General features: G+C 67.6%; 17 protein-coding genes. 7 read left to right on the plus strand and 10 right to left on the minus strand.

The window, feature by feature from the left end; genetic code table 11:
- Positions 1-185: 185 nt before the first annotated feature.
- The gene (locus CFB52_RS26875) at positions 186-1,913 is read left to right on the plus strand and encodes a YadA family autotransporter adhesin (protein ID WP_099317963.1); all 1,728 of its coding nucleotides are present in this window, start codon (positions 186-188) and stop codon (positions 1,911-1,913) included.
- Positions 1,914-2,000: 87 nt separating this feature from the next.
- Here the strand turns inward: CFB52_RS26875 and CFB52_RS26880 are convergent, their stop codons facing one another.
- From CFB52_RS26880 to CFB52_RS26905, 6 genes are read right to left on the minus strand one after another with little or no spacing between them, the layout of a single operon-like run.
- Complete coding sequence (locus CFB52_RS26880; RefSeq protein ID WP_060309879.1) at positions 2,001-3,212, minus strand: acyl-CoA dehydrogenase family protein; 1,212 nt, start codon at positions 3,210-3,212, stop codon at positions 2,001-2,003.
- Complete coding sequence (locus CFB52_RS26885; RefSeq protein WP_059641622.1) at positions 3,209-4,051, minus strand: hypothetical protein; 843 nt, start codon at positions 4,049-4,051, stop codon at positions 3,209-3,211. Before CFB52_RS26885 ends, CFB52_RS26880 begins: the two co-directional genes overlap by 4 nt.
- 51 nt (positions 4,052-4,102) lie before the next feature.
- Positions 4,103-4,759 (minus strand): methionine ABC transporter permease, encoded by a 657-nt coding sequence (locus tag CFB52_RS26890; RefSeq protein WP_027781522.1) that lies wholly within the window; start codon positions 4,757-4,759, stop codon positions 4,103-4,105.
- Positions 4,752-5,918 carry a methionine ABC transporter ATP-binding protein gene (locus CFB52_RS26895; RefSeq protein WP_099317964.1) on the minus strand — a complete coding sequence of 389 codons (1,167 nt, stop codon included), beginning with the start codon at positions 5,916-5,918 and terminating at the stop codon, positions 4,752-4,754. Before CFB52_RS26895 ends, CFB52_RS26890 begins: the two co-directional genes overlap by 8 nt.
- 18 nt (positions 5,919-5,936) lie before the next feature.
- Entirely contained in the window at positions 5,937-7,349 is a 1,413-nt protein-coding gene (locus CFB52_RS26900; protein WP_089465817.1) for an LLM class flavin-dependent oxidoreductase, read from the minus strand.
- A 10-nt stretch (positions 7,350-7,359) separates the two neighbouring features.
- The gene (locus CFB52_RS26905) at positions 7,360-8,199 is read right to left on the minus strand and encodes a MetQ/NlpA family ABC transporter substrate-binding protein (protein ID WP_060309884.1); all 840 of its coding nucleotides are present in this window, start codon (positions 8,197-8,199) and stop codon (positions 7,360-7,362) included.
- Positions 8,200-8,633: 434 nt separating this feature from the next.
- Here CFB52_RS26905 and CFB52_RS26910 point away from each other — a divergent pair, with 434 nt between their 5' ends.
- From CFB52_RS26910 to CFB52_RS26930, 5 genes are all read left to right on the plus strand, one after another.
- Positions 8,634-9,998, plus strand: a complete 1,365-nt coding sequence (locus CFB52_RS26910; protein ID WP_059641609.1) for a 2-hydroxycarboxylate transporter family protein — start codon at positions 8,634-8,636, stop codon at positions 9,996-9,998.
- A 188-nt stretch (positions 9,999-10,186) separates the two neighbouring features.
- Positions 10,187-12,082, plus strand: coding sequence for an ATP-binding protein (locus CFB52_RS26915; protein ID WP_099317965.1), 1,896 nt, complete (start codon positions 10,187-10,189; stop codon positions 12,080-12,082).
- Positions 12,072-13,433: a sigma-54 dependent transcriptional regulator gene (locus CFB52_RS26920; RefSeq protein ID WP_099317966.1), complete on the plus strand. Its 1,362-nt coding sequence runs from the start codon at positions 12,072-12,074 to the stop codon at positions 13,431-13,433. The genes CFB52_RS26915 and CFB52_RS26920 overlap by 11 nt, the downstream gene beginning before the upstream one ends.
- A gap of 25 nt (positions 13,434-13,458) precedes the next feature.
- Positions 13,459-13,788 carry a DUF3579 domain-containing protein gene (locus CFB52_RS26925; protein ID WP_099317967.1) on the plus strand — a complete coding sequence of 110 codons (330 nt, stop codon included), beginning with the start codon at positions 13,459-13,461 and terminating at the stop codon, positions 13,786-13,788.
- A 238-nt stretch (positions 13,789-14,026) separates the two neighbouring features.
- Positions 14,027-14,878, plus strand: a complete 852-nt coding sequence (locus CFB52_RS26930; protein ID WP_059582067.1) for an alpha/beta fold hydrolase — start codon at positions 14,027-14,029, stop codon at positions 14,876-14,878.
- 99 nt (positions 14,879-14,977) lie between these two features.
- On the opposite strand, the gene CFB52_RS26935 is transcribed toward CFB52_RS26930, so the two are convergent.
- A complete protein-coding gene (locus tag CFB52_RS26935; protein WP_099317968.1) occupies positions 14,978-15,418 on the minus strand; it encodes a PACE efflux transporter in 441 nt (146 codons plus the stop codon).
- A 101-nt stretch (positions 15,419-15,519) separates the two neighbouring features.
- Between CFB52_RS26935 and CFB52_RS26940 the strand changes: the two genes are divergently transcribed.
- Complete coding sequence (locus tag CFB52_RS26940) at positions 15,520-16,410, plus strand: LysR family transcriptional regulator (RefSeq protein ID WP_099317969.1); 891 nt, start codon at positions 15,520-15,522, stop codon at positions 16,408-16,410.
- Between the two features lie 225 nt (positions 16,411-16,635).
- On the opposite strand, the gene CFB52_RS26945 is transcribed toward CFB52_RS26940, so the two are convergent.
- The 3 genes from CFB52_RS26945 to ceoB form a co-directional block, all read right to left on the minus strand.
- Entirely contained in the window at positions 16,636-17,610 is a 975-nt protein-coding gene (locus CFB52_RS26945) for a LysR family transcriptional regulator (RefSeq protein ID WP_059641588.1), read from the minus strand.
- Between the two features lie 576 nt (positions 17,611-18,186).
- A complete protein-coding gene (gene opcM, locus CFB52_RS26950) occupies positions 18,187-19,722 on the minus strand; it encodes a multidrug efflux transporter outer membrane subunit OpcM (protein WP_059582216.1) in 1,536 nt (511 codons plus the stop codon).
- A 10-nt stretch (positions 19,723-19,732) separates the two neighbouring features.
- On the minus strand, positions 19,733-22,918 hold the full coding sequence (ceoB, locus tag CFB52_RS26955; protein ID WP_099317970.1) for a multidrug efflux RND transporter permease subunit CeoB: 3,186 nt from the start codon (positions 22,916-22,918) through the stop codon (positions 19,733-19,735).
- Between the last annotated feature and the right edge of the window lie 33 nt (positions 22,919-22,951).

Consider the following 22,951-nt stretch of genomic DNA (forward strand, 5'->3'; position numbering starts at 1 on the left):
CGCGCCCGGCTCCCGTCGCGTCGAGACCGACGAAGGTTAAATTTCGTTAGTAGACCTTTCATTTTTACAGATCGAAAAATCGATATCCGTCACGAAAGAGACACGAACGAATCGATGCAACGGGGATGGCGAGCGGGGGCCATGTAAGCCACAACACGATTTTTACATCGAGCTCAGGAAAACAAATGAACACGCATCATCAAGGGTTGGGAAATTCCGTACAACGCGCACCGCGCACATCGAAGGTCGCGCTTGCCGTCACGGTCAGCGCAGCCGTGGCCGCATTCGCCGCTTCCGCGCCCGCGCGAGCCGACTATGTGCAGAACGGCACTTCGACCGAAACGTCCGCGGGCTGCGTCGGCAACATCGCCATTTCGGGCAGCAGCACGTATCCGGCCGCGGCAACCGGCTGCGACAACATCGCGATCGGCACGGCGGCCGTCGCGAATTCGGGCTCGTCGACCGGCGCCTATAGCGAGACCGTCGCGATCGGCCGCATGGCGGCCGCGACCGGTACGTTCGCGACGGCCGTCGGCGGAAACGCCGTGGCGACCGGCGACCAGGCGACGGCGATCGGAACGGCTTCGAGCGCAGTCGGCACTCAGGCAACGGCGGTCGGCAACGGCGCCATCGCGAACGGCGCCACGGCGTCCGCCTTCGGTCAGGGCGCATTCGCCGTCGACCAGTCGACCGCGGTCGGGCAAGGCGCGAGCGCCACCGCGACGTTCTCGACGGCCGTGGGCAAGGGCAGCATTGCCGCAGGCGGTACGGCTCTCGGCTTCCAGGCCAATGCCGGCGCGGCCGATGCGGTCGCGCTCGGTGTCGACAGCTCGGCATCCGCGACCGGCAGCGTCGCCATTGCCCGTGCGACGGCCTCCGCCGTGAACGCGGTCGCCATCGGCGAAGGAGCGAACGCCGCCGACGCGAACTCCGTCGCGCTGGGCGCGAACGCGACCACGCGCGCCTATACGACCGTCAACAGCGTGGCGCTCAACGGCGTGACCTACAGCGGCTTCGCGGGCACGCCGGTCGGTGTGGTCAGCGTCGGCAGCGCGGGTGCCGAGCGTCAGATCGTCAACGTCGCGGCTGGCGCCATCAGCGCGACCAGCACCGATGCGGTGAACGGCTCGCAGCTCTTCTCGATCGCCAATCAGGTGTCGACGCTGACGGCGGACCTGGCCAATCTCACGACGACCGTCGGCAAGATCTCGTCGAGCGTCCCGGGCGGCACGGTGACGAACCCGACCGACACCGCGATCGGCACGAATACGTCGGTCACCGCGACGAACGGCACCGCGGTCGGCAACGGCTCGAACGTCTCGGGCGACAACGGTACGGCTGTCGGCGTCAACGCCACGGTCACCGCAACGAACGGAACGGCCATTGGCACGAATTCGAAAGTCACGGCGGCGAACGGAACGGCGATCGGCACGGGCTCGAACGTGTCCGGCACGGATTCGACCGCGATCGGCACGAACAGCCGGGCCACCGCGAACAACGCCGTGGCGCTGGGCGCGAATTCGGTTGCCGATCGGGACAACACGGTGTCGATCGGCTCGCCCGGGGCCGAGCGCCAGTTGACCAACGTGGCGGACGGCACCGCACCGACGGACGGCGTGAACGTGCGCCAGTTGAACGGTGCGATCAACTCCGTGCGCGAGGAAATGTCGAAGTACCGCAAGGACGCGAATGCGGGCACGGCGAGCGCGATCGCCATGGCGAACCTGCCGCAAGCCGTGCTGCCGGGCGAGAAGGTCGTCGCGCTCGGCGGCGGCACGTACGGCGGTCAAAGCGCGATGGCGGTCGGCTTGTCCGTCGCGACGGCGAAATGGCTCGTCAAGGGCTCGGTCACGACGGCGGTGTCGGGGCACGGCTCGTTCGGCGCGGGGGCGGGCGTCGGCTACCGCTGGTAATCGGCTTGCGACAACGACGCGTCAGGGCGCTGCCCCTGACGCGGGACGGCCCGCCATCGGCGCCACGGCGCAGAGGGCGGGCCGCCTTCACGTATAGAGCGACGCCTGCGGCAATTCCGCGGTCAGCGCGAACCGGCCCACATCGCGCAGGCGGTAGTCGAGCGGATCGTGCAGCGTGTGGGTGCGCGCGTTCCGCCAGAAGCGGTCGAGGCCCAGCGACGCGGCCGTCGCGCGCGCGCCGCATGCGTCGAACAGCGCCTCACCGTTGTCGAGCGCCGCGCGCTGCGCGACGATCTTCGCTTCGGATACCGCGAGCGCGACTTCGGCGCGTTCGTCGGTTGTCAGCGCATCCTGCCGCGCCCATGCGTGCTGCAACGCGACGGCCGCGCGATCGGCCAGCGCCGCCGCGGCGATCGCACGCACACGCATGTCGCCGAAGCGTTGCAGCGTGTACGGATCGTCTTCGGCCCGCTCGACGTCCGAATGAACCCACGGGCGGCCATGCTGCCGCACGTAGTCGCGCGCCTCGGCCAGCGCGCCTTCCGCCAGGCCGACGAACAGGTTGGTCAGCACGAGCTGCGACACGAGCGTGCGCAATGTCGCGCGCGGCGTCGGCGGCGCTTCCGAGCGATGCAGCACTTCGTCCGCCGCGAGCGTCACGCCGTCGAAGCGCACGCTGCCGCTGTCGGTCTGGCGCTGGCCGACCGGATCCCAGTCGTCGTTGACCGTGATTCCGGCCCGATCGGTCGGCACCACGCCGAACACGGTGCGGCCGATGGCCGGATCGTGCGCGGACACCGTCATCCGCTGCGAGCCGCGCGTGCCGGAACAGAAGCCCTTCACGCCGTCGAGCCGGTAGCCGCCGTCGGGCGTCGCCGTGGCCACGAGCCGCGTGTCGAGCGGATTGACCGCGTTGCCCCACCACCAGCGCCCGTCCACCGTGCCGCGCAGGTAGCGCTCGCGCTGCGCGGCGTTACCCCATACGTCGACGCTCACCACCTGCAGGCACTGAAAGCCGACGAGATGCGCGAGCGCGCTGTCGACCCGCGCGACCTGCCGGATCACGTCGTAGATCGCCGGCCACGCTGCTTCCTGCCCGCCGAACGCGCGCGGCACCGCGAGCGTCAGCAGGCCCGCGTCGGCGAGCCACTGCTTCTCCCGCGCGGCATGACCGCCCGCGCGGTCGCGCTCGGCGGCGCTCACGCGCAGCGCGTCGATCGCGCGGGCCAGCGCAGCGCGGTCGACGGCCGGTGTATCGGTATCCGGCGCCAGCGTCGCCGGGCCGCGTGGATCGTTCATGCGACAGCTTCCTGTTCAACGGTTTCGCCCGACAGCGGTACGAGCGCGCCGAGCCGGCGGCCGGTCAGCCGCGACAGGATCTCGCGCCGCCAGTCGTCGTAGATCGCACGATATTCCGCGATATCCGCGCCGAATACCAGTGCGGTATGCGCGTACTCGTCGTGCAGATAGCCGTCGAGCCGCGCCTGGGTTTCCTCGTCGGCCGCGATCACGCGATCGATCAGCGCGTCGCGCTCGGCGGGCGCAAGCGCGTGCAGCGTGTCGAACCACCACTGGACGATCTGCACGCGATGCCATTCCTCGTCCGGCCGGATCCGGTTCTCGCCGTGCTCGCGCATCGCGCTGTCGCCGATACGCCCCGTCTTGCGCTGGATCCACAGCTTCGCGAGGATGTGCAGCTCGTAATGCCATTCGAACGCGAGAAAGCCCGCGACGTCGCGCACCGCGATGTCGCCGATGCGCGCCCAGTGCGCGGCGACGAGCCGGTCGACTTCCGGCAGCGGATCGCGCCCGGTGAGTTCGGTTACGCGCTCGCGGCCGATCACCGCGTGTGCGCCGTCGTCGCCCAGCTGGCGCGACAAAATCAGCTGGAAATGCGGATCGTCGCGGAACAGCGTGTCGATCGCCTTCGCGACGACCTGCACGATGAAGAGATCGTGCGACGCCATCTTCGTGTAGTAATCGGCGACGGCGGCCCGTTCGTCGTCGTTGCGCGGCTCGCGCGGCGGCGTCGCGAGTTTGTCGGGGAAGTCCGGACGATGGCGTCGCGCCACCTCCAGAAACAGCGTTTCCTCGAATTGTCCGTTCCATTCGCGCGGCGCGCCGATGGGCAAGGTCATGTTTTTTCTCTCAGGATCAGGAATGAAACGAGCGGACGCTCGTGGCGTCGCTCAGGTACGCCGGGTCACGCGTCGGACCAGGCGGTCGCCCGTGATTTGCACGGCCGAGACGAGCGCGATCAGGATCACGATCACGGTCGCCATGACGGTGGTGTCGAAACGTTGATAGCCATAGCGGATTGCGAGATCGCCGAGGCCGCCCGCGCCGACGGCGCCCGCCATCGCGGTCGAGCCGATCAGCGCGACGACGGTGATCGTGAAGCCGCCGAGCATGCCGGGCAGCGCCTCCGGCAGCAGCACGTGCCAAACGATGTGGCGGCGCTTCGCGCCCATCGCGAGCGCGGCCTCGATCAGCCCCCGATCGACTTCGCGCAGGCTCACTTCGGCGATTCGCGCGAAGAACGGGATCGCGGCGATCGACAGCGGCACGACGGCCGCCCACACGCCGATCGTCGTGCCGATCAGCACGCGCGTGAACGGCAGCAGCGCGACCAGCAGGATGATGAACGGGGTCGAGCGGAACACGTTGACGAGCGCGCCGAGCACCGCGTTCACGCCGCGCCGCGCGTAGATGCCGCCGGGCGCGGTGGTCACGAGGATCACCGCGAGCGGGATGCCGATCAGCGCGGCGATCGCGGCCGACGCGGCGACCATCGACAGCGTGTCGCGGATCGCGTCGAGCAGTTCGGGCCACCAGAGCTCAAACATAGCCGAGCACCTCCGCATGATTCGCATGACGGCGCGCGCGCTCGAGCAGCGCGGCGACCGCCGCGCCGGCGTCATCCGCACGCGGCGTCGCGGCGATCACGAGCCGCCCCTGCGCGTGCCCCTGGATGCTTTCGATGCCGCCGTGCAGGAACCGCACGGAGCCGCCGAGCGCCGCCGCGAGCGCGCCGACGTCCGGCTCGCCGCCGCTCTCGCCCGTATAGTGGACGTCCAGCACGATCCGGGCGCCGTCGGGCAGCGCGGATTGTTCGGGCAGCGGCCGCACGCGCGCGGCCAGCTCAGCCGGCAGGTCATGCTGCAGCGTGCTCAGCAGCGCGCGCGTCGCGCCGTGGCGCGGATCGCCGAACACGCGCCACACGGGCCCCGTTTCGACGACTTCGCCCTGTTCGATCACCGCGACCGTGTCGCACACCGCGCGGATCACCTCCATCTCGTGCGTGATCAGCACGATCGTCAGACCGAGGCGGCGGTTGATGTCGGCGAGCAGCGCGAGGATCGATTGCGTGGTTTCCGGATCGAGCGCCGACGTCGCTTCGTCGCACAGCAGCACCTCCGGATCGTGCACGAGCGCCCGCGCGATGCCGACGCGCTGCTTCTGCCCGCCCGACAGGCTCGCCGGATACGCGTCGCGCTTCGCGGCGAGCCCGACGAGATCGAGCAGCGCGTCGACCTTGCGCGCGCGCTCGGCCTTCGGCACGCCGGCGATCTTCAGCGGCAGCGCGACGTTCTCGAACACCGTCTTCGCGGACAGCAGGTTGAAATGCTGGAACACCATGCCGGTGCGGCGCCGCAACGCGACGAGGCCGTCCTCGTCGAGCGCGCCGACGTCGACGCCCTGCACGCGCACGCGGCCCGAGCTCGGCCGTTCGAGGCCGTTCAGGAGCCGCAGCAGCGTCGACTTGCCGGCGCCGCTGCGGCCGATGATCCCGAACACCTCGCCGCGCCGCACGTCGAGCGTCACGTCGCGCAGCGCGGCGGCCTGCCCGCGCGGCGTCGCGAATACCTTGCCGACCTGCTCCAGCGACACGGCCGCGCCGTCGGCCGGCGTCACCGCTTCGTCATGCGCCGCCGCACCGCCGCCTGCCCCGGCCCGCACGGCCGACGCCTCGATGAAACCCAGCGTATCGAACAATTGCGTCATCGCTTCGCTCCGTCACGTTCAGGCATGCGCGGGATGCGCGGGTTCGGCCACGGCCGCCGGCCGATGCCGCGCGCCGGTGTGCCAGGCGGGCAGGCGCGGGCCCGCGCCGAACAGCTTCTCGCGCAGCGTCGGCGCGGGATCGTAGTCTTCCTTGTAGACGCCGCGGTTCTGCAGCTCGGGCACGACCCAGTCGACGAAATCCTCGAACGACTCGGGCATCACGGTGCGCGTCAGGTTGAAGCCGTCGATGCCGGTCTCGTCGATCCACGACTGCAGCTCGTCCGCGACCTGCGACGGCGAACCGACGATCGGCGCGTAGCGGCCGCCGAGCGACATCTGTTCGAGCATCCGGCGCACGGTCCACGTGCCGGTCGTGCTCTTGCGCGAGATCGCGTCGACGGCCGACTGGATCGAATCGGTCTTCACGTACGAGATCGGCTCGTCGAGGCCGTACTTCGCGAAGTCGATGCCGGTCGAGCTCGCGAAATGCGCGAGGCCGGCTTCCGGGCTCGCGTAGCGCCGGTATTCGTCGAACTTTTCGCGGGCAAGCAGCTCGGTCTCGGCCGTCACGACGCTCACGCCGGCAAAGATCCTGATCGACGCCGGGTCGCGCCCCTGCCGTGCGGCGGCCGCGCGAATGTCGAGCGCCGCCGCGCGCGCCGCGGCCTTGCTCTGCCCGTTCACGAACACGCATTCCGCGTGACGGCCCGCGAACTCGACGCCGCGCGCGGACGAGCCGGCCTGGTACAGCACCGGCGTGCGCTGCAGCGACGGTTCGCTCAGATGAATCGCATCGATCGAATAGAACGGCCCGTCGTGCGTCACGCGCCGCACCTTGCCCGGCTGCGCGAACACGCGCGCCTGCGCGTCGCGGATCACCGCGTCGTCGTCCCAGCTCTGTTCCCACAGCTTGTAGACGACGTCCATGTAGTCGTCGGCGCGCTCGTAGCGGTCGTCGTGGCCGATCTGCTGCGCGAGGCCCATCCCGCGCGCGGCACTGTCGAGGTAGCCGGTGACGATGTTCCAGCCCACGCGCCCTTTCGTCAGATGATCGAGCGTCGACATGCGGCGCGCGAACAGGTACGGCGGCTCATAGGTCAGGTTCGCGGTCACGCCGAAGCCGAGATGCCGCGTGACCTGCGCCATCGCCGGCACGAGCAGCAGCGGATCGTTGACGGGCACCTGCACCGACTCGCGCAGCGCGGCGTCCGGCCCGCCGCCGAACACGTCGTACACGCCGACGATGTCCGCGAGAAAGATTCCGTCGAACTTGCCGCGCTCCAGCGTCCTCGCGAGATCGGCCCAGTAGTCGAGATCGGTGTAGTGCGCGGAGCGGTCGCGCGGATGCGTCCACAGCCCGTGGTTGATGTGCCCGACGCAGTTCATGTTGAACGCGTTGAGCAGGATCTTCTTGCGGTTCGCCGTCGTCATGCCGCCTCCGTCACCATGCGATCGCGTACAGCGAGCCGAACGCGTTGTCGAGCGCACGGCGCACGGCCGGCGAGTGCTGATAGATCGAGATGAACTTGCGGATGCGCGCGTCGTTCGCGCTCTCGGGCCGCACGACCCACTGGATCGCGAAGTTCTTGTTCTCGGTGCCGTCGAACAGCAGCGCGCTGTTCGGGTCGGTCGTGCCGGCGAGCTTGATGAAGCTCGGGTAGCCCTGCGCGAGATCGACGTCGTCGAGCGAACGCGCGAGCTGCGACGCTTCGAGCGGAATGATCTTCAGGTGCTTCGGGTTGGCCACGATGTCGTGCGTCGTCGCGCGGTAGTCGGCGCCCGGCTTCAGCGTGATGAGCCCCGCGCGCTGCAGCAGCAACAGCCCGCGCCCGCCGTTGACCGGATCGTTCGCGATCGCGACGCGCGCGCCGTCCTTCAGCTCGGCGAAGCTTTTCACCTTCTTCGAATAGAGGCCGATCTTCATGATCGTGCCGGGCGCGATCGAGATGAAGTTGTAGCCGCCCTGCTTCTTCGCGTTCTCGAGAAACGGGATGTGCTGGAAGTAGTTGACGTCGATGTCCTTGTTCGCGAGCGCCGCGTTCGGCGTATTCCAGTCGGTGAATTCGACGATCTTCACGTCGAGGCCCTGCTCCTTCGCCTCCTTCGCGGCGATCTTCAGCGCCTCGATCTGCGGGCTGGTCGAGATGCCCACCTTCAGCGGCGCGGTATCGGCGCGCGCGCCGTTCAGCAGCACGACGCCGAGCAGCGCGGCCGTCAGCAGGCGGGCCAGGCTGGCCACACGGCCGGCGGAAAAGCGGGCGGAAAATACGGGATGCAGCATGGGAACCACTCTCCTGTCCAAAGACGGTATCGACGGATGAGCGACGCCGCGGCGAACGCGCGGGCGTTCTCCGGACAGTCGTCGTCGCATCGGAAAAAGATCAGCCGATGATAGAGAGCGGCGGGTGGGCGGTCTACGAAGCGATTGTGCGAAGAAAATCGCGCGCGGCGATATGGCGGGCGGCGGCCCGGGCGGCTGGCATGGCCGGCCGCCCGGGCCGCCGCCAGGCCGAAATCTCGGCCTGAGCGCCGCGCCGATTCCGAAATCTCGGCCAGCCTGTCTGGAAAACCCTTTCCGCAGACGAAACAAATCCCTTATGAATCAATGCATTAAAAATATTCCGGCAGGCCGGAATACTGGCACGGGGGTTGCGTAATAGACGGCACACGATGCCGCGAAGCGATGCAGGCATTCCAAACATCAGGAGACACGTCTTGCAGACCTCTATCCACACCCCGTCCCATCCGGAACCGATTGCCGCCGCCGGTCCCGCCACGCGTGAACGCTTCTGGCCGGAAGGCTGGTGGAAGCTGATGGAAATCCGCATCGGCATCATTCCGCTGCCGATCTACGTGATCCTGTTCGGGCTGATCGTCGGCTTCGCGGTGACGGGCAAGGTGCCCGGCGAGATCTCGATGGCGATCGCGGTGCTCGCGTTCTTCGGCTTCACCTGCGCCGAACTCGGCAAGCGCCTGCCGCTGCTGCGCAACATCGGCGCGGCCGCGATCTTCGCGACCTTCGTGCCGTCGGCGCTCACGTACTACCACGTGCTGCCGAAGCCGGTGCTGAACCTCACGGTCGAATTCACCAAGTCGACCAACTTCCTGTACCTGTTCATCGCGTCGATCATCGTCGGCAGCATCCTGAGCATGGATCGCCGCGTGCTGATCCAGGGCTTCGTGAAGATCTTCGTTCCGCTCGCCGTCGGGTCGGTCGCCGCGGCGATCGTCGGCACGGCCGTCGGCACCGCGCTCGGCCTCGGCGCGCGCCACACGCTGCTGTACATCGTCGTGCCGATCATGGCGGGCGGCGTCGGCGAAGGCGCGATTCCGCTGTCGATCGGCTATTCGGAACTGATGCACCTGCCGCAAGGCGAGATGTTCGCGATGGTGCTCCCGTCGGTGATGCTCGGCAGCCTGACCGCGATCATCCTGTCGGGCGCGCTCGACATGCTCGGCAAGCGCCTGCCGCATCTCACCGGCAACGGCCGCCTGCAGGTCGGCGAAAGCGGCGACATGACGCCGGAGAACGAGGAGATCCGCGGCCACGTCGACGTCACGCACATCGCGGGCGCCGGCATCACCGCGATCACGCTGTATCTCGTCGGCCTGATGGCGCACAAGCTGTTCGGCCTGCCCGCGCCGGTCGCGATGCTGTTCCTCGCGGTGCTGGTGAAGCTCGCGCGCGCGGTGTCGCCGCCGCTGCAGGAAGGCGCGTTCGTCGTCTACAAGTTCTTCTCGACCGCCGTCACGTATCCGCTGCTGTTCGCGATCGGCGTCGCGATGACGCCGTGGGACAAGCTGACCGCCGCGTTCACGATCGTCAACGTGGTCACGATCGTGTCGACCGTCGCGACGCTGATGGGCACCGGTTTCGTGGTCGGCCGCCTGCTGAAGATGTACCCTATCGACACCGCAATCGTGAACGCCTGCCACAGCGGGCAAGGCGGCACCGGCGACGTCGCGATCCTGACCGCCGCGAACCGGATGCAGCTGATGCCGTTCGCGCAGATCGCCACCCGCATCGGCGGCGCGATCGTCGTCACGGTCACGCTGATCCTGGTCGCGCACTTCGGATAACGCGCGGCCGCGCGCACCGTCGCGCCGGCTGCTTCGCACGCGCCGCCGCCGGCCCTGCCGGCGCGCGGCGCGTGTCGTTCGGGGAGGGCCGGTTGCGGACGGCCGGTTGCGGAGGGCCGGTTGCGGAGGGCCGGTTGCGGAGGGCCGGTGGCGGAGGGCCGGTGGCGGACAACCGGTAACGGGCTTCGATGAGGGCGAACGTGCAGAAGAGCTTCAAGGGAATCCCGTGGTGGGGCTGGGCTTCGGCCGCGGTGCTGTACGTCGGCATGGCCGGCGCGGCCGTCGATTTCGCGTGGGAACGTGCGATCGACGCGCTCGAGGAGGCCGGCGCGCACCGGCTCGACCTGTATGCGTCGAGCCTGAAAAGCGAGCTCGGCCGCTTCGAGATTCTGCCCGGCCTGGTCGCGCGGCAGGATGGCGTGCGGGCAATGCTGAAAGCCGCGCCGAACGATGCGCCCGAACTCGTGCATGCGGTGAACACCTACCTCGAAGCCGTGAACCGCGACGCGGGCAGCGGCGCGGTCGACGTGATCGATCTGCAAGGCGACGTGATCGCCGCGAGCAACTGGAACGAGACGATCAGCTTCGTCGGCACCAACGTGTCGTACCGGCCGTATTTCAAGGACGCGCTCGCGCGCGGCAGCGGCCGCTTCTTCGGCATCGGCACCAACACCGGCGTGCCGGGCGTCTACTTCGCGAGCGCGGTGCGCAGCGACGGTGCGCCGATCGGCGTCGCCGCCGTGAAGATCAGCGTCGACCCGCTCGAATCGGCGTGGCGTGCGCCGGGCGTCGCCGCGATGGTCGTCGACAGCAACGGCGTGGTCGTGATCTCGACCGAGCCCGCGTGGAAATTCACCGCGCTGCGCCCGATCACCGCGCAGCAGCAGCGCGACATCCAGGCGTCGCGCCAGTACGCGGGCCGCACCGTCGACGCACTGCCCTATCGCCGCATCGGCGACCACGGCTCGGCCGCGTGGTTCGGCACCTTCCCCGATCCGCGCCACGCCGGCCGCACCACGCGCTATCTCGTGATGTCGCGCCCCGCGCCGCAGGCCGGCGATTCGCTGATGGTGCTGCTCGACATCGCGGGCGCGCGGCGCCAGCAGCAGACGGCGTTCGTGTTCGTCACCGGCGCGTTCCTGATCGTCGCGCTGCTGGTCGGCTATGCAATCCAGCGGCGCCGGGCGATCCTCGCGCGGCTGAACGCGCAGGACGCGCTGCGCCGCGCGAACGACCGGCTCGAGCTGACCGTCGCGCAGCGCACGGCCGCGCTGACGGCCGCGAACGAGCGGATGCAGCGTGAGATCGACGAGCGCGAGCGCACCGAACAGCGGTTGCGTGCGTCGCAGCAGGAAGTCGTGCACGCGGGCAAGCTCGCAGTGCTCGGGCAGATGGCCGCCGGCCTCACGCACGAACTGAACCAGCCGCTCGTCGCGATCCGCACGCTGTGCGACAACGCGCGCACGTTCTTCGAACGCGGCCAGCCGGCGCCGGCGCTCGCGAATCTCGAACGGGTCGGCAAGCTGGTCGACGGCATGGCCGTGCTTACCGGCGAGCTGAAGACCTTCGCGCGCAAGCCCGACGTCGAGCGCGTCGCGGTGTCGCTGAACGAGGCCGTCGCGCATGCGCGGCTCATCTACGACGCGCGCATTCGCGACGAAGGCGTGCGGCTCGACGTCAACATCGCGCCCGGCACGACCGTCTCGGCCGAATCGAGCCAGTTGCAGCAGGTGATCGTGAACCTGCTTGGCAACGCGCTCGACGCGGTGCACGACGCACCGGTGCGCCGCATCGTCATCGAGGCGGCCGAAGTGGACGATGCGGATGGCGCCGGCCGCGTGCGTTTCACGGTGGCCGACAGCGGCGCCGGCATCGCGCCCGACGTGCTGCCGCACCTGTTCGAGCCGTTCGTCACGACCAAGCCGCGCGGCCAGGGCCTCGGGCTCGGCCTCGCGATCACGTCGCGCATCGTCGAGGCGTTCGGCGCGCGGATCGCCGCGACGAACCGCGACGAAGGCGGCGCGCGGTTCACCATCGAATTCGCGGCGGCGACGCCGCAACAGAGGACAGAGCATGGAAGATGAGATTCGGGTGCTGGTCGTCGAGGACGATGAAAACGTCCGGATCGGCGTCGAGCAGGCTGTCGCGCTCGCCGGGTTCCCGGTCGACGCGTTCGCGTCGGCCGCCGACGCACTCGCGCACGTCGCGCCCGGTGCGCCGGTGGTGATCGTGTCGGACGTGCGGATGCCGGGCATCGACGGGCTGCAACTGCTCGACCGCGTGATGGCCATCGACGCGCAGATTCCGGTCGTGCTGATCAGCGGCCACGCGGACATCTCGACGGCCGTCGGCGCGATGCAGGTCGGCGCGTACGACTTCATCGAGAAACCGTTTTCGTCGGACGTGATCGCCGGGCGCGTCGCGCGCGCGGTCGAGAAGCGCCGCCTGACGCTCGAGGTGCAGGGGCTGCGCGCGGCGCTGAACAACTGGCAGGGCATCGAGGCGTTCGTGCTCGGCAAGTCGCCCGCGATGGCCGACGTGCGCAAGAAGATCCTGCGCCTCGCCGATACGTCGGTGTCGGTGCTGATCACGGGCGAAACGGGCACCGGCAAGGAGTTGATCGCGCGCAGCCTGCACGACTTCGGCAACCGGCGCGACGCCCATTTCGTCGCGCTGAACTGCGGCGGCCTGCCCGAGCAGGTGTTCGAGAGCGAGCTGTTCGGGCATGAGGCCGGCGCGTTCACCGGCGCGATCAAGAAGCGCATCGGCAAGATCGAATGGGCGGATGGCGGCACGCTGTTCCTCGACGAGATCGAGACGATGCCGATCGCACTGCAGATCAAGATGCTGCGCGTGCTGCAGGAGCGCGTGGTCGAGCGGCTCGGCGCGAACGACCTGATTCCGGTCGACTGCCGCGTGGTGGCCGCGTCGAAGGCCGATCTCGCCGAACTCGCGGCCGACGGGCGTTTTCGCGCGGATCTGCTGTATCGCCTCAACGTCGCGCAGATCGAGCTGCCGCCGCTGCGCGAGCGGCGCGAGGACGTGCCGCTGCTGTTCGAGCATTTCGTGCTCGCGGCCGCGCGGCGCTTCGGGCAGCCGGCGCCGGTGGTCACCGCCGCGCAGGTATCCGAACTGATGACGCACGCGTGGCCCGGCAACGTGCGCGAGCTGCAGAACGTGGCCGACCGCTTCGTGCTCGGGCTGACCGGCGACAGCCTGCTGTCGTCCGGCGAGGCGCCGGCCGTGGGCAGCACGCTCGCGGAACAGCTCGCGTATTTCGAGCGGATGCTGATCGAGGACATGCTGCGGCGTCACCACGGCAACGTCGCGGACGCGAGCGAGGCGCTCGGCATGCCGAAGAAGACGCTCTATCACAAGCTGCGCCACCTGCGAATTCCCGCGCGCGGCGACGCGGCGGCCGACGGCGGCGAATGACGCGCACGAGGACACGTACCCCGGCATGGATCGCATCGACATCACCGAACACGGCCGCGTCAATGGCCACTTGATCCGCGGCGTCACGCGCGCGCGGAAAATCTTCCGCCCGAGCGACTGGCCCGAGCGCCTGGCGGGCGTCATCACGCTGTTCGTCGGCGAACGGCGGCCCGGCTATCCGTGCGCGCTGTCGCGGCTCGCAATGCCCGTCGTCGACGGCGGCGTCAAATGCCTGTTCGTGTCCGACGAATTGCGCGCCGTGTGCGCCGATGCGTTCGCGTTCGCGATGCAGTTCGCGGCCGACAATGACCTGCCCGTCGAGCTTCAGACCGCCCCCGCATTGACGGTGCGCTGACGCACCACCCTTCCTTTCTCGACGCAAAGGCGCGTGCGCGCAGGCTGCCGCACGCCCTTTCGGCGCTGCAATCAATCATCAGATGATTGAAGGCTTGGACGCATGACCACGCTCCGACAAGGGTTTCCAGCGCAGCCATCAATAAAATTGATCGTCACGATGAAAATTATGCGTTTTCCTTGCAGGTCGCCGTGATGCATAGTTGCGTCGTGTTGACGCACCTTTGAGTCTTTCAGCCATGAACATGCGAATCGAGCCGTCCGTGCTCGCGAACCCCGACCTGCAATTTGCGACGCTTTCGTCAGGCATCAGCCTGCCGTATGTCGAGCGGGGCGGCGGTGCGCCGATGGTGTTCGTGCATGGCTCGCTGTGCGACTACCGCTACTGGGATCCGCAACTGGCGGCGCTATCGGCCCACTACCGCTGCATCGCGCCGAGCCTGAGCCACTACTGGCCGGCCGTCGAAGCGGGCATCCAGGACGAGTTCAGCTGGCAGAACCACGTCGACGAGCTCGCCGAATTCATCGACGCGCTCGATCTCGGCCCCGTGCATCTGGTCGGCCATTCGCGCGGCGGCAGCGTCGCGTTCAACGTCGCGCGCCAGCATCCGCACCTCGTCGAATCACTGACGCTCGCCGATCCGGGCGGCCCGCTCCAGCAGCCGGGCGTGCGCGAAGCCGCGCTGCCGGCCGCCGCGATCGCGCTGCGCACGAAGGCCGTGAACCTGATCGAGCAGGGCGAAGTCGAAGCCGGCCTCGAGATGTTCGTCGATTCGGTAAGCCTGCCCGGCGCATGGAAGAAGAGCACGTCGCGCTTTCGCACGATGGCGATCGACAACGCAAGCACGCTGCCGAAGCAGTTGCGCGACCCGCTGCCCGCGTATTCGCAGCACACGGCCGGCGACATCGCATGCCGCACGCTGCTGATCGACGGCCAGCGCAGCCCGAAGATGTTCCGCCACAACGTCGACACGCTGTCGCAGTGGATCGGCCATGCGCAACGGCAGACCGTCGCCGGCGCATCGCACGGGATGAACGCCGCGAGCCCTGCGGTGTTCAACCGTTACGTGCACGAGTTCGTCGCCGCGTAATGCCGCGGCGGCGTGCGCGCCGCCTGTCTTCCTCTCTCTTGCAGCAGCGAAACGGCGCAGGTGTCCGCGTCGTTTCGCATCCCTCTGCATCCGTCTACATTACGCCGCCGGCGCCGCCTTGCGCGTCACCGCATCCGGCAAACCGAACACGCTGTCGAACGCCCAGTTGTACGCGAACGTGAAGATCGGGAAGAACACGATCAGCACCGCGTCATACAGGAACGCCTGCCATAACGACACGTCAAGCCACCACGCGATCAGCGGAATCAGGAACGTCACGAGCGCGACCTGAAACCCGATCGCATGCACGACACGCCGCCCGACGGTGCGCGTCGTTTCCGCACGCCGCCGCTCCCATGCCTCGAAGCCGAGGTTGTACAGAAAATTGACGGTGACGCCCGTCGTCGAGATCATCACGCCGAGCAGCCCGCTCGTCGCCGCGCTCGCGCCGCTCAGCATGCCGAGCACCGACGACGCGACGAGGATGCCGAGCACCTCGAACATCACGACGTAGACTATGCGTCTCTTCCATCCTTGCATGACCGACCACCTTCATATCGAACCAGGTGGCGAGACTACAGCGGGCACTTCGTCCGCAAAAGTCAGGTCGTTTCAATTTTTCTGACAGGAGCCGGCGGACCATGCTGACCAGCGATCACATCGACATGCTGCTGACCGTCATCGACAAAGGCTCGTTCTCGGCGGCCGCGCGTGCGCTCGGCCGCACGCCGTCGGCGGTCAGCATGGCGATCGCGAACCTCGAGGCCGAGCTCGACCTCGTGCTGTTCGACCGCGGCTCGCGCGAGCCGACGCCGACCGCCGCGATGGCCGCGCTGCTGCCCGACGCGCGCGCGATCGCCGAACGGCTGCATGCGCTGCGTGCGCATGCGCAGCACTTGTCGGAAGGCGTCGAGGATTCGCTGCGGCTCGGGCTCGCCGCCGAAATCGACGGCGCGCCGATTGCGCGCGCGCTGACGGCCGTCGCGGTGAAATATCCGGCGCTCGCGGTCAGCGTCGTCACGGCGCCGCAGGACGCGATCGTCGACGCGCTGCATCGTGGCGCCGTCGATCTTTGCGTCGCGTACGGCGGACTCGATCTGCATCCGCAGGAACAGATTCACGCGCTGTGGACCGAGACGCTGATCGCGGTCGCCGCGCCCGGCCATCCGGCGATTGCCGAAGCCGCGCATCCGGAGGCGATCGAGCGATTGTCCGGGTTCCGGCAGATCGTGATCGCCGATCCGGAGCGGCCGCTCACCGACGTGCGGCCGCTGATCGGCAACCGCACGTGGAAGGTGACCGACATGGCGACCGCGATCGCGCTCGTGAAGGCCGGTCATGGCTGGGCGAATTTGCCGGAGTCGGTCATCGGCCGGTATGTGGCCGACGGCGAACTCGCGTCGCTCGTGTTCGCGAACATTCGCAACGGGCTGCCGTTGCCTGTGTATTTGCGGCGACCGCAACATATGGGGCTCGGCAAGGCGGCAAGCGCGCTGGTGCGGGCACTGCGGGCCGAACGCGCGGAGATGTGAGCGCCGCCGCACCCGTCGGAAGGTGCCGATTGAGATTGACCGTTAGTTGCAGCACACGGTGCGGTAAAAAGGTTCTTCGGAAATTTCCGTGGACGTCGCTTTCCGACCCGCTGCAGCCATCGGATGCCCCGGCAACTCAACGGCAAGGTTCAATGCCAGGCTGACCTTCGAGTGTCCAACTGCATGCACCGGCGAAGGTCCTCAGACAGTAGCACTGACGGGCCGTTACTCCGCGCTTGGGTAACGGACTGCGCAAGCGGGCGCCCCGGGCTGCCCTTTACTCTCTTGACGCGGCGTCAGGAGCCGTTCAAGCAGATCGGGGCTGTCTAGTTGCGCAATCCACCAGTTCAAAGCGTTCCCTACCTTGTCCTCGCGCCAAGCGAGGTAGCCATTCGTGAACTCGCGCACACCCACAATGCGGCGCGCGACTAGCCTGCCTTCGTGTATCGGTTCTTTCGCTACGAAATCGGGCAGCATCCCGACAGCGATACCTTCGCACAGTGCTTGCAGTTTTGCTGCGAGCGTCGGCACGATGATCAGCGGCTGTCCGTCACGGGTGGCCACGGATTGCGGTTGCAGTTCGCGAGAAGTGTCACTGATGACAACACCTCGATATCTTGCGATCGTTTCGCTCTCCAACGGCTCGGGCATGCGGGCGAGTGGATGGTCCGGTGCCACGACAAAAACGTGCCGGAGGGTTCCGATTGGCCGGGCCGCGATGTTGGCCGCATGCGGCGGCTCGCCGAACGCCCCGATCGCGAGATCGGCACGCCGCGTAACCAGGGCATCCCACACGCCCCCAAGCACCTCGGTGGAAAGACTTAGCTGGGTATTCATCTCCAGGCCGTAGAAGGCATGGACATACGGCCATAAGGACTGGATGGGCAAGATTGCATCGACGCATAGTCGAAGCTCCGATTCCCAACTGTCTCGAATGCCTTTTGCTTTGGCCTCCAGGTGTCGAGCCGCGTCCAAAAGACGACGCCCATCTTCCACAACAGCACGACCCGCTTCCGTGAGTCTCGCCCGTCTGCCGCCGCGATCGAACAGTTCGACCTCCAGGTCACTTTCCAGCTTTTGCACAAGGTAAGTGAGCGTCGACGGAACTCTATGCAACAACTCGGCCGCCTCGGCGAATGTACCGGTCCGGTCAATTGCATCCAACACTTCGAGAATTTCGAATGACAGCTTGGTCGTCATACAGCAGATACTTCTATTGTTCACAGGATTCACCGCGACGGCCCGAGCGGCTTTGCCTCAGCAACGCATCCATGCGGTTGCCCAACCTTTCGGGACTCGCTCGGATGCTGATCAGATGGACAAAGGCGATGTCGTCCCTGAACCGGATGCATCTGCCGCATGCTCTCGTTGACGAAGCCTCCGGCCACGCAATGGTCATTGCGACAAGAGTCTAAGGGACACGCCGCTGTTTGTCTGCTCGTGGCGTGACGCACAGTTAGCCAGGCGCATGATTCTGCTCGCGTCAATTTAGTTTCGCGCGAACGAAAGGAGACGCATCGTGCCCGCATCTTCGAGCGTCAGCCGGCGCGAAGGTCAACAGACGTGGCATATGACGCGTTTGCTAGATGCGGCGTTCGGCATGGCGACGACAACGGCCATTCAGCTTGCCGCGGCGAGTGTCCCTTCCTGGCCGATCGCCGACGTTCCTCCACGGAAATTTGGATGACCCATAAAAAACCCGGTCCGCGTTGCCACGGACCGGGGTTCGTCGATCAGCCACTTGCTTGAGCAGCCCGCCCGTCAAGGGCCGCAGCGTCAGCGCCCAGCCACTTCCGCCTTGCCGGCCCCCGCATCGCCGATCGCCGTCGGTGCCGCGCCCCACCCGCCGCCGAGCGCACGAATGAGATTGACGGTCGACACCGCCTGCGCCCCCGTCAACTGGTTCGCCTGCAACTGAGACTGCAACACCGACCGCTCGCTGTCGATCACGTCGAGATACGCGACCTCCCCTTCCTGATACTGCGTCCGCGACAGCGTCGCCGCACGGCGCGAAGCATTGACGGCCGCATTCTGCGCGCGAATCTGGTCGTCGAGCAGGCGCAGATCGGCGAGATTGTCCTCGACCTCGCGGAACGCGACGAGCACCTGCTGCCGGTAGTTCGCGACCTGTTCGTCGTACTGCGCGCGCGCCTGCTGCACGCCGGCCGCACGGCGCCCGCCGTCGAACAGCGGCAGCGTCAGCGCGGTGCCGGCGAACGGCCCGAGCAGGAACGTGCGGCTCGACCACAGGAACAGGTTGCCGAGCGTCGATGCTTCATACCCGAACGACCCGGTGATGTCGAGCTTCGGGAAGTACGCCGACTTCGCCAGCCCGATCCGCGCATTCGCGGCCGCCATCGCGCGCTCGGCCGCCGCCACGTCCGGGCGGCGTTCGAGCAGCGCGGACGGCAGGCCCGGCGGAATCTTCACCGCGACCGGCACGATCGGCGTTTCCTTGAACGCGAAATCCGCCGGCGCCTTGCCGAGCAGAATGGCCAACGCATGCTCGGACGCCGCGCGCCGGCGCGCGACGCCGACCGCATCGGCCTGCGCGCTGGCCAGCTCGTTCTTCGCGCGCGACACGTCGAGCTCGCTGATGTCGCCTTCGTTGAAGCGGCGCTGCACGAGCTTCAGCGCCTGCTCGCGCAGCTCGACCGTGCGGCGGTACAGGTCCTGATCCGAATCGAGCTGGCGCAGTTCGAAGTAGTTCTGCGCGACGTCGGCCTGCAGCGCGAGCTGCACCGAGCGGAACAGCGCCTCGCTCTGCGCCTGGTCGGCACGCGACGCCTCGACGTTGCGGCCGACGCGGCCGAACAGATCGGCTTCGTACGACACCGTGCCCTGCGCGCGCCACAGCGTCGCGTTGGTCGGGCCCGTACCTTGCGGCTGGAACTGCGACGCCGACGACAGCCCCTCACGCGTCGGCCCGAACCCGGCGCCGACCTGCGGGAACCATTGCGAGCGCGCCGAACGCGTCGCCGCACGCGCTTCCTCGACTCGCGCCGCCGCGGCCTTCAGGTTCTGGTTCGCGGCGAGCGCCTGCGCCTCGAGCGAATCGAGCACCGGGTCGCCGAACACCTTCCACCATTCGCCGCGATGTTCGCCATCCGACGGCTCGGCCGTCTTCCACGTGCCGGCCTGCTCGCCGGCGGCGAGGGTCGGCGCTTCCTTGAACGCGGCGGGCGCCGCCGCGTCCGGACGCTTGTAGTCGGGGCCCACCGCGCACGCGGCGAGCAGCGTCGCGAGCAGGGTGCTCGCGGCCGCCACCTTCGCGAAGCGCATCAGGCCGTTCGTGTTGTGCAAGTTATTCATTTTCTGGTCCTCAAGCATCGGGCGCCGGCACGCCGTACCCCGCCGAATCCTTGCCGGCGACGTGGATCTTGCCGCCCGCGAGCGTACGCAGCACGACGTAGAACACCGGCGTCAGCATCAGCCCGAACAGCGTCACGCCGAGCATCCCGAAGAACACCGCGACACCCATCGCATGGCGCATTTCCGAACCGGCGCCGGTCGACGTGACGAGCGGCACCACACCCATGATGAAGGCGATCGACGTCATCAGGATCGGGCGCAGCCGCAGCCGGCTCGCCTCGATCGCGGCCTCGAGCGGCGTCCTGCCGTCGTGTTCGAGCTCGCGCGCGAATTCGACGATCAGGATCGCGTTCTTCGCCGACAGCCCCACCAGCACCATCAGGCCGATCTGCGTGAAGATGTTGTTGTCGCCCTGCGTGAGCCACACGCCCGTCAGCGCCGACAGAATGCTCATCGGCACGATCAGGATCACCGCGAGCGGCAGCGTCAGGCTTTCATACAGCGCGGCGAGCACGAGGAACACGAGCAGCACGCTGATCGGGAACACATACATCGCCGAATCGCCCGCAAGGATCTGCTGATACGTGAGGTCGGTCCACTCGAAGCGCACGCCGCGCGGCAGCGTCTCGTGCGCGATGCGCTCGACCGCGGCCTGCGCCTGGCCCGACGAGAAGCCCGGCGCCGGGCCGCCGTTGATGTCGGCCGCCGTGTAGCCGTTGTAACGCACGACCATTTCCGGGCCGAAGGTCGGCGTCACCGTCACGAGCGACGACAGCGGCACCATTTCGCCCTTGTCGTTGCGCGTCTTCAACTGCAGGATGTCGTCCGCGCGCTGGCGGAACGGCGCATCGGCCTGCACGCGCACCTGGTACACGCGCCCGAAGCGGTTGAAGTCGTTCACGTACAGCGAACCGAGATACACCTGCATCGTGTTGAACACGTCGGTCACCGGCACGCCGAGCTGCTTCGCCTTCACGCGGTCGAGATCGACGTTGAGCTGCGGCACGTTGATCTGGTAGCTCGTGAACAGCGGGCCGAGTTCAGGCGCCTGCTGCGCGCGCTTGATGAAGTCGTTGGTCGCATCCGACAGCTTCGCGTAGCCCACCGCACCGCGATCCTCGATCTGCATCTTGAACCCGCCGAGCGTGCCGAGGCCGAGCACCGGCGGCGGCGGGAACACCGCGACGAACGAATCCTTCATCGCGCTGTATTTCTGGTTCAGCGCACCCGCGATCGCACCGGCCGACAGCGCCTTGCCGTGCCGTTCCGAGAACGGCTTGAGCGTGACGAACACGATGCCCGCGCTCGAGCTGTTCGTGAAGCCGTTCACCGACAGCCCCGGGAACGCGACCGCGCTCTCGACGCCCGGCTGCTTCAGCGCGATCGCCCCCATGTCGCGGATCACCTTCTCGGTGCGGTCGAGCGATGCACCGTTCGGCAACTGCGCGAACGCGATCAGGTATTCCTTGTCCTGCGCGGGCACGAAGCCGCCCGGCACGACCTTCGACACGAGCACGGTCGCGCCCACCAGCACGAGGTACACGCCGAGCATCAGCGTCTTGCGCGACAGCACGCCGCGCACGCCGCGGCCGTAGTTCTCCGCGCCGCGATGGAACACCTTGTTGAAGCGGCGGAAGAAGCCGCCGAGCACGCGGTTCATCACGCGCGTGAGCCAGTCTTCCTTGTCGCCGTGCCCCTTCAGCAGGATCGCGGACAGCGCCGGCGACAGCGTCAGCGAGTTGAACGCCGAGATCACCGTCGAGATCGCGATGGTCATCGCGAACTGCTTGTAGAACTGGCCGGTCAGGCCCGACATGAACGCGAGCGGCACGAACACGGCGACGAGCGTCAGCGCGATCGCGATGATCGGCCCGCTCACTTCCTGCATCGCCTTGTAGGTTGCCTGCCGCGCGTTCATCCCGCCCTCGATGTTGCGCTCGACGTTCTCGACGACGACGATCGCATCGTCGACCACGATCCCGATCGCGAGCACCATCCCGAACAGCGACAACGCGTTGATCGAATACCCGAACGCCAGCAGCAGCGAGAACGTGCCGATGATCGACACCGGCACCGCGATCAGCGGAATCAGCGACGCGCGCCAGGTCTGCAGGAACACGATCACGACGATCACGACCAGCGCGATCGCTTCGAGCAGCGTGTGCACGACGGCCTTGATCGACGAACGCACGAACTGCGTCGGGTCATAGACGATCTTGTAGTCGACTCCAGCCGGCATGTCCTGCTTCAGCTCGGCCATCGTCTTGCGCACCTCGTCCGAGATCTGCAGCGAGTTCGCGCCCGGCGACTGGTTGATCGCCATCGCGACGGCCGGCTTGTTGTCGAGCAGCGAGCGCAGCCCGTATTCGGACGCGTCGAGCTGGATTCGCGCGATGTCGCGCAGGTGCGTGACGCCGCCGTCCGGCGTCGTCTTCACGACGATGTCGCCGAACTCGTCTTCCGTCTGCAGACGGCCGCGCGCGTTCACCGACAGTTGCAGCGGCGTGCCGGGCAGCGACGGCGACGCGCCGATCACGCCGGCCGCGACCTGCACGTTCTGCTCGCGGATCGCCTGCACGACGTCCTCGGCCGACAGCCCGCGCTGCGCGACCTTCTGCGGATCGAGCCACACGCGCATCGCGTAGTCGCCCGAACCCCACAGCTGCACCTGACCGACGCCCTGGATCCGCGACAGGCGATCCTTCACGTTGATCAGCGCGTAGTTGCGCAGGTAGGTCATGTCGTAGCGGTTGTCCGGCGAGATCAGGTGGACCACCATCGTCAGCGTCGGCGAGCTCTTCACCGTGGTGATGCCGAGCCGCTGCACGTCTTCCGGCAAGCGCGGCAGCGCCTGGTTCACGCGGTTCTGCACGAGCTGCGTGGCCTTGTCCGGATCGGTGCCGAGCTTGAACGTGACGGTGATCGTCATGTTGCCGTCGCTGTTCGCCTGCGACTGCATGTAGAGCATGTCCTCGACGCCGTTGATCTGCTCTTCAAGCGGCGACGCGACCGTCTCGGCGATCACCTTCGGGTTCGCGCCCGGGTACTGCGCCTTCACGATCACGGAAGGCGGCACGACCTCCGGATATTCCGAAATCGGCAGCAGGAACATCGCGATCACCCCGCCGAGCAGGATGATCACCGATAGGACTCCTGCGAAGATCGGCCGGTCGATAAAGAATTTGGAAATGTTCATGGGTTGCTCTGTCTGGTTGAACGCGGATGCGAA

The sequence above is a fragment of the Burkholderia sp. AU18528 genome, from assembly GCF_002223215.2.
In the GTDB taxonomy this organism is placed as follows: Bacteria; Pseudomonadota; Gammaproteobacteria; order Burkholderiales; family Burkholderiaceae; genus Burkholderia; species Burkholderia semiarida.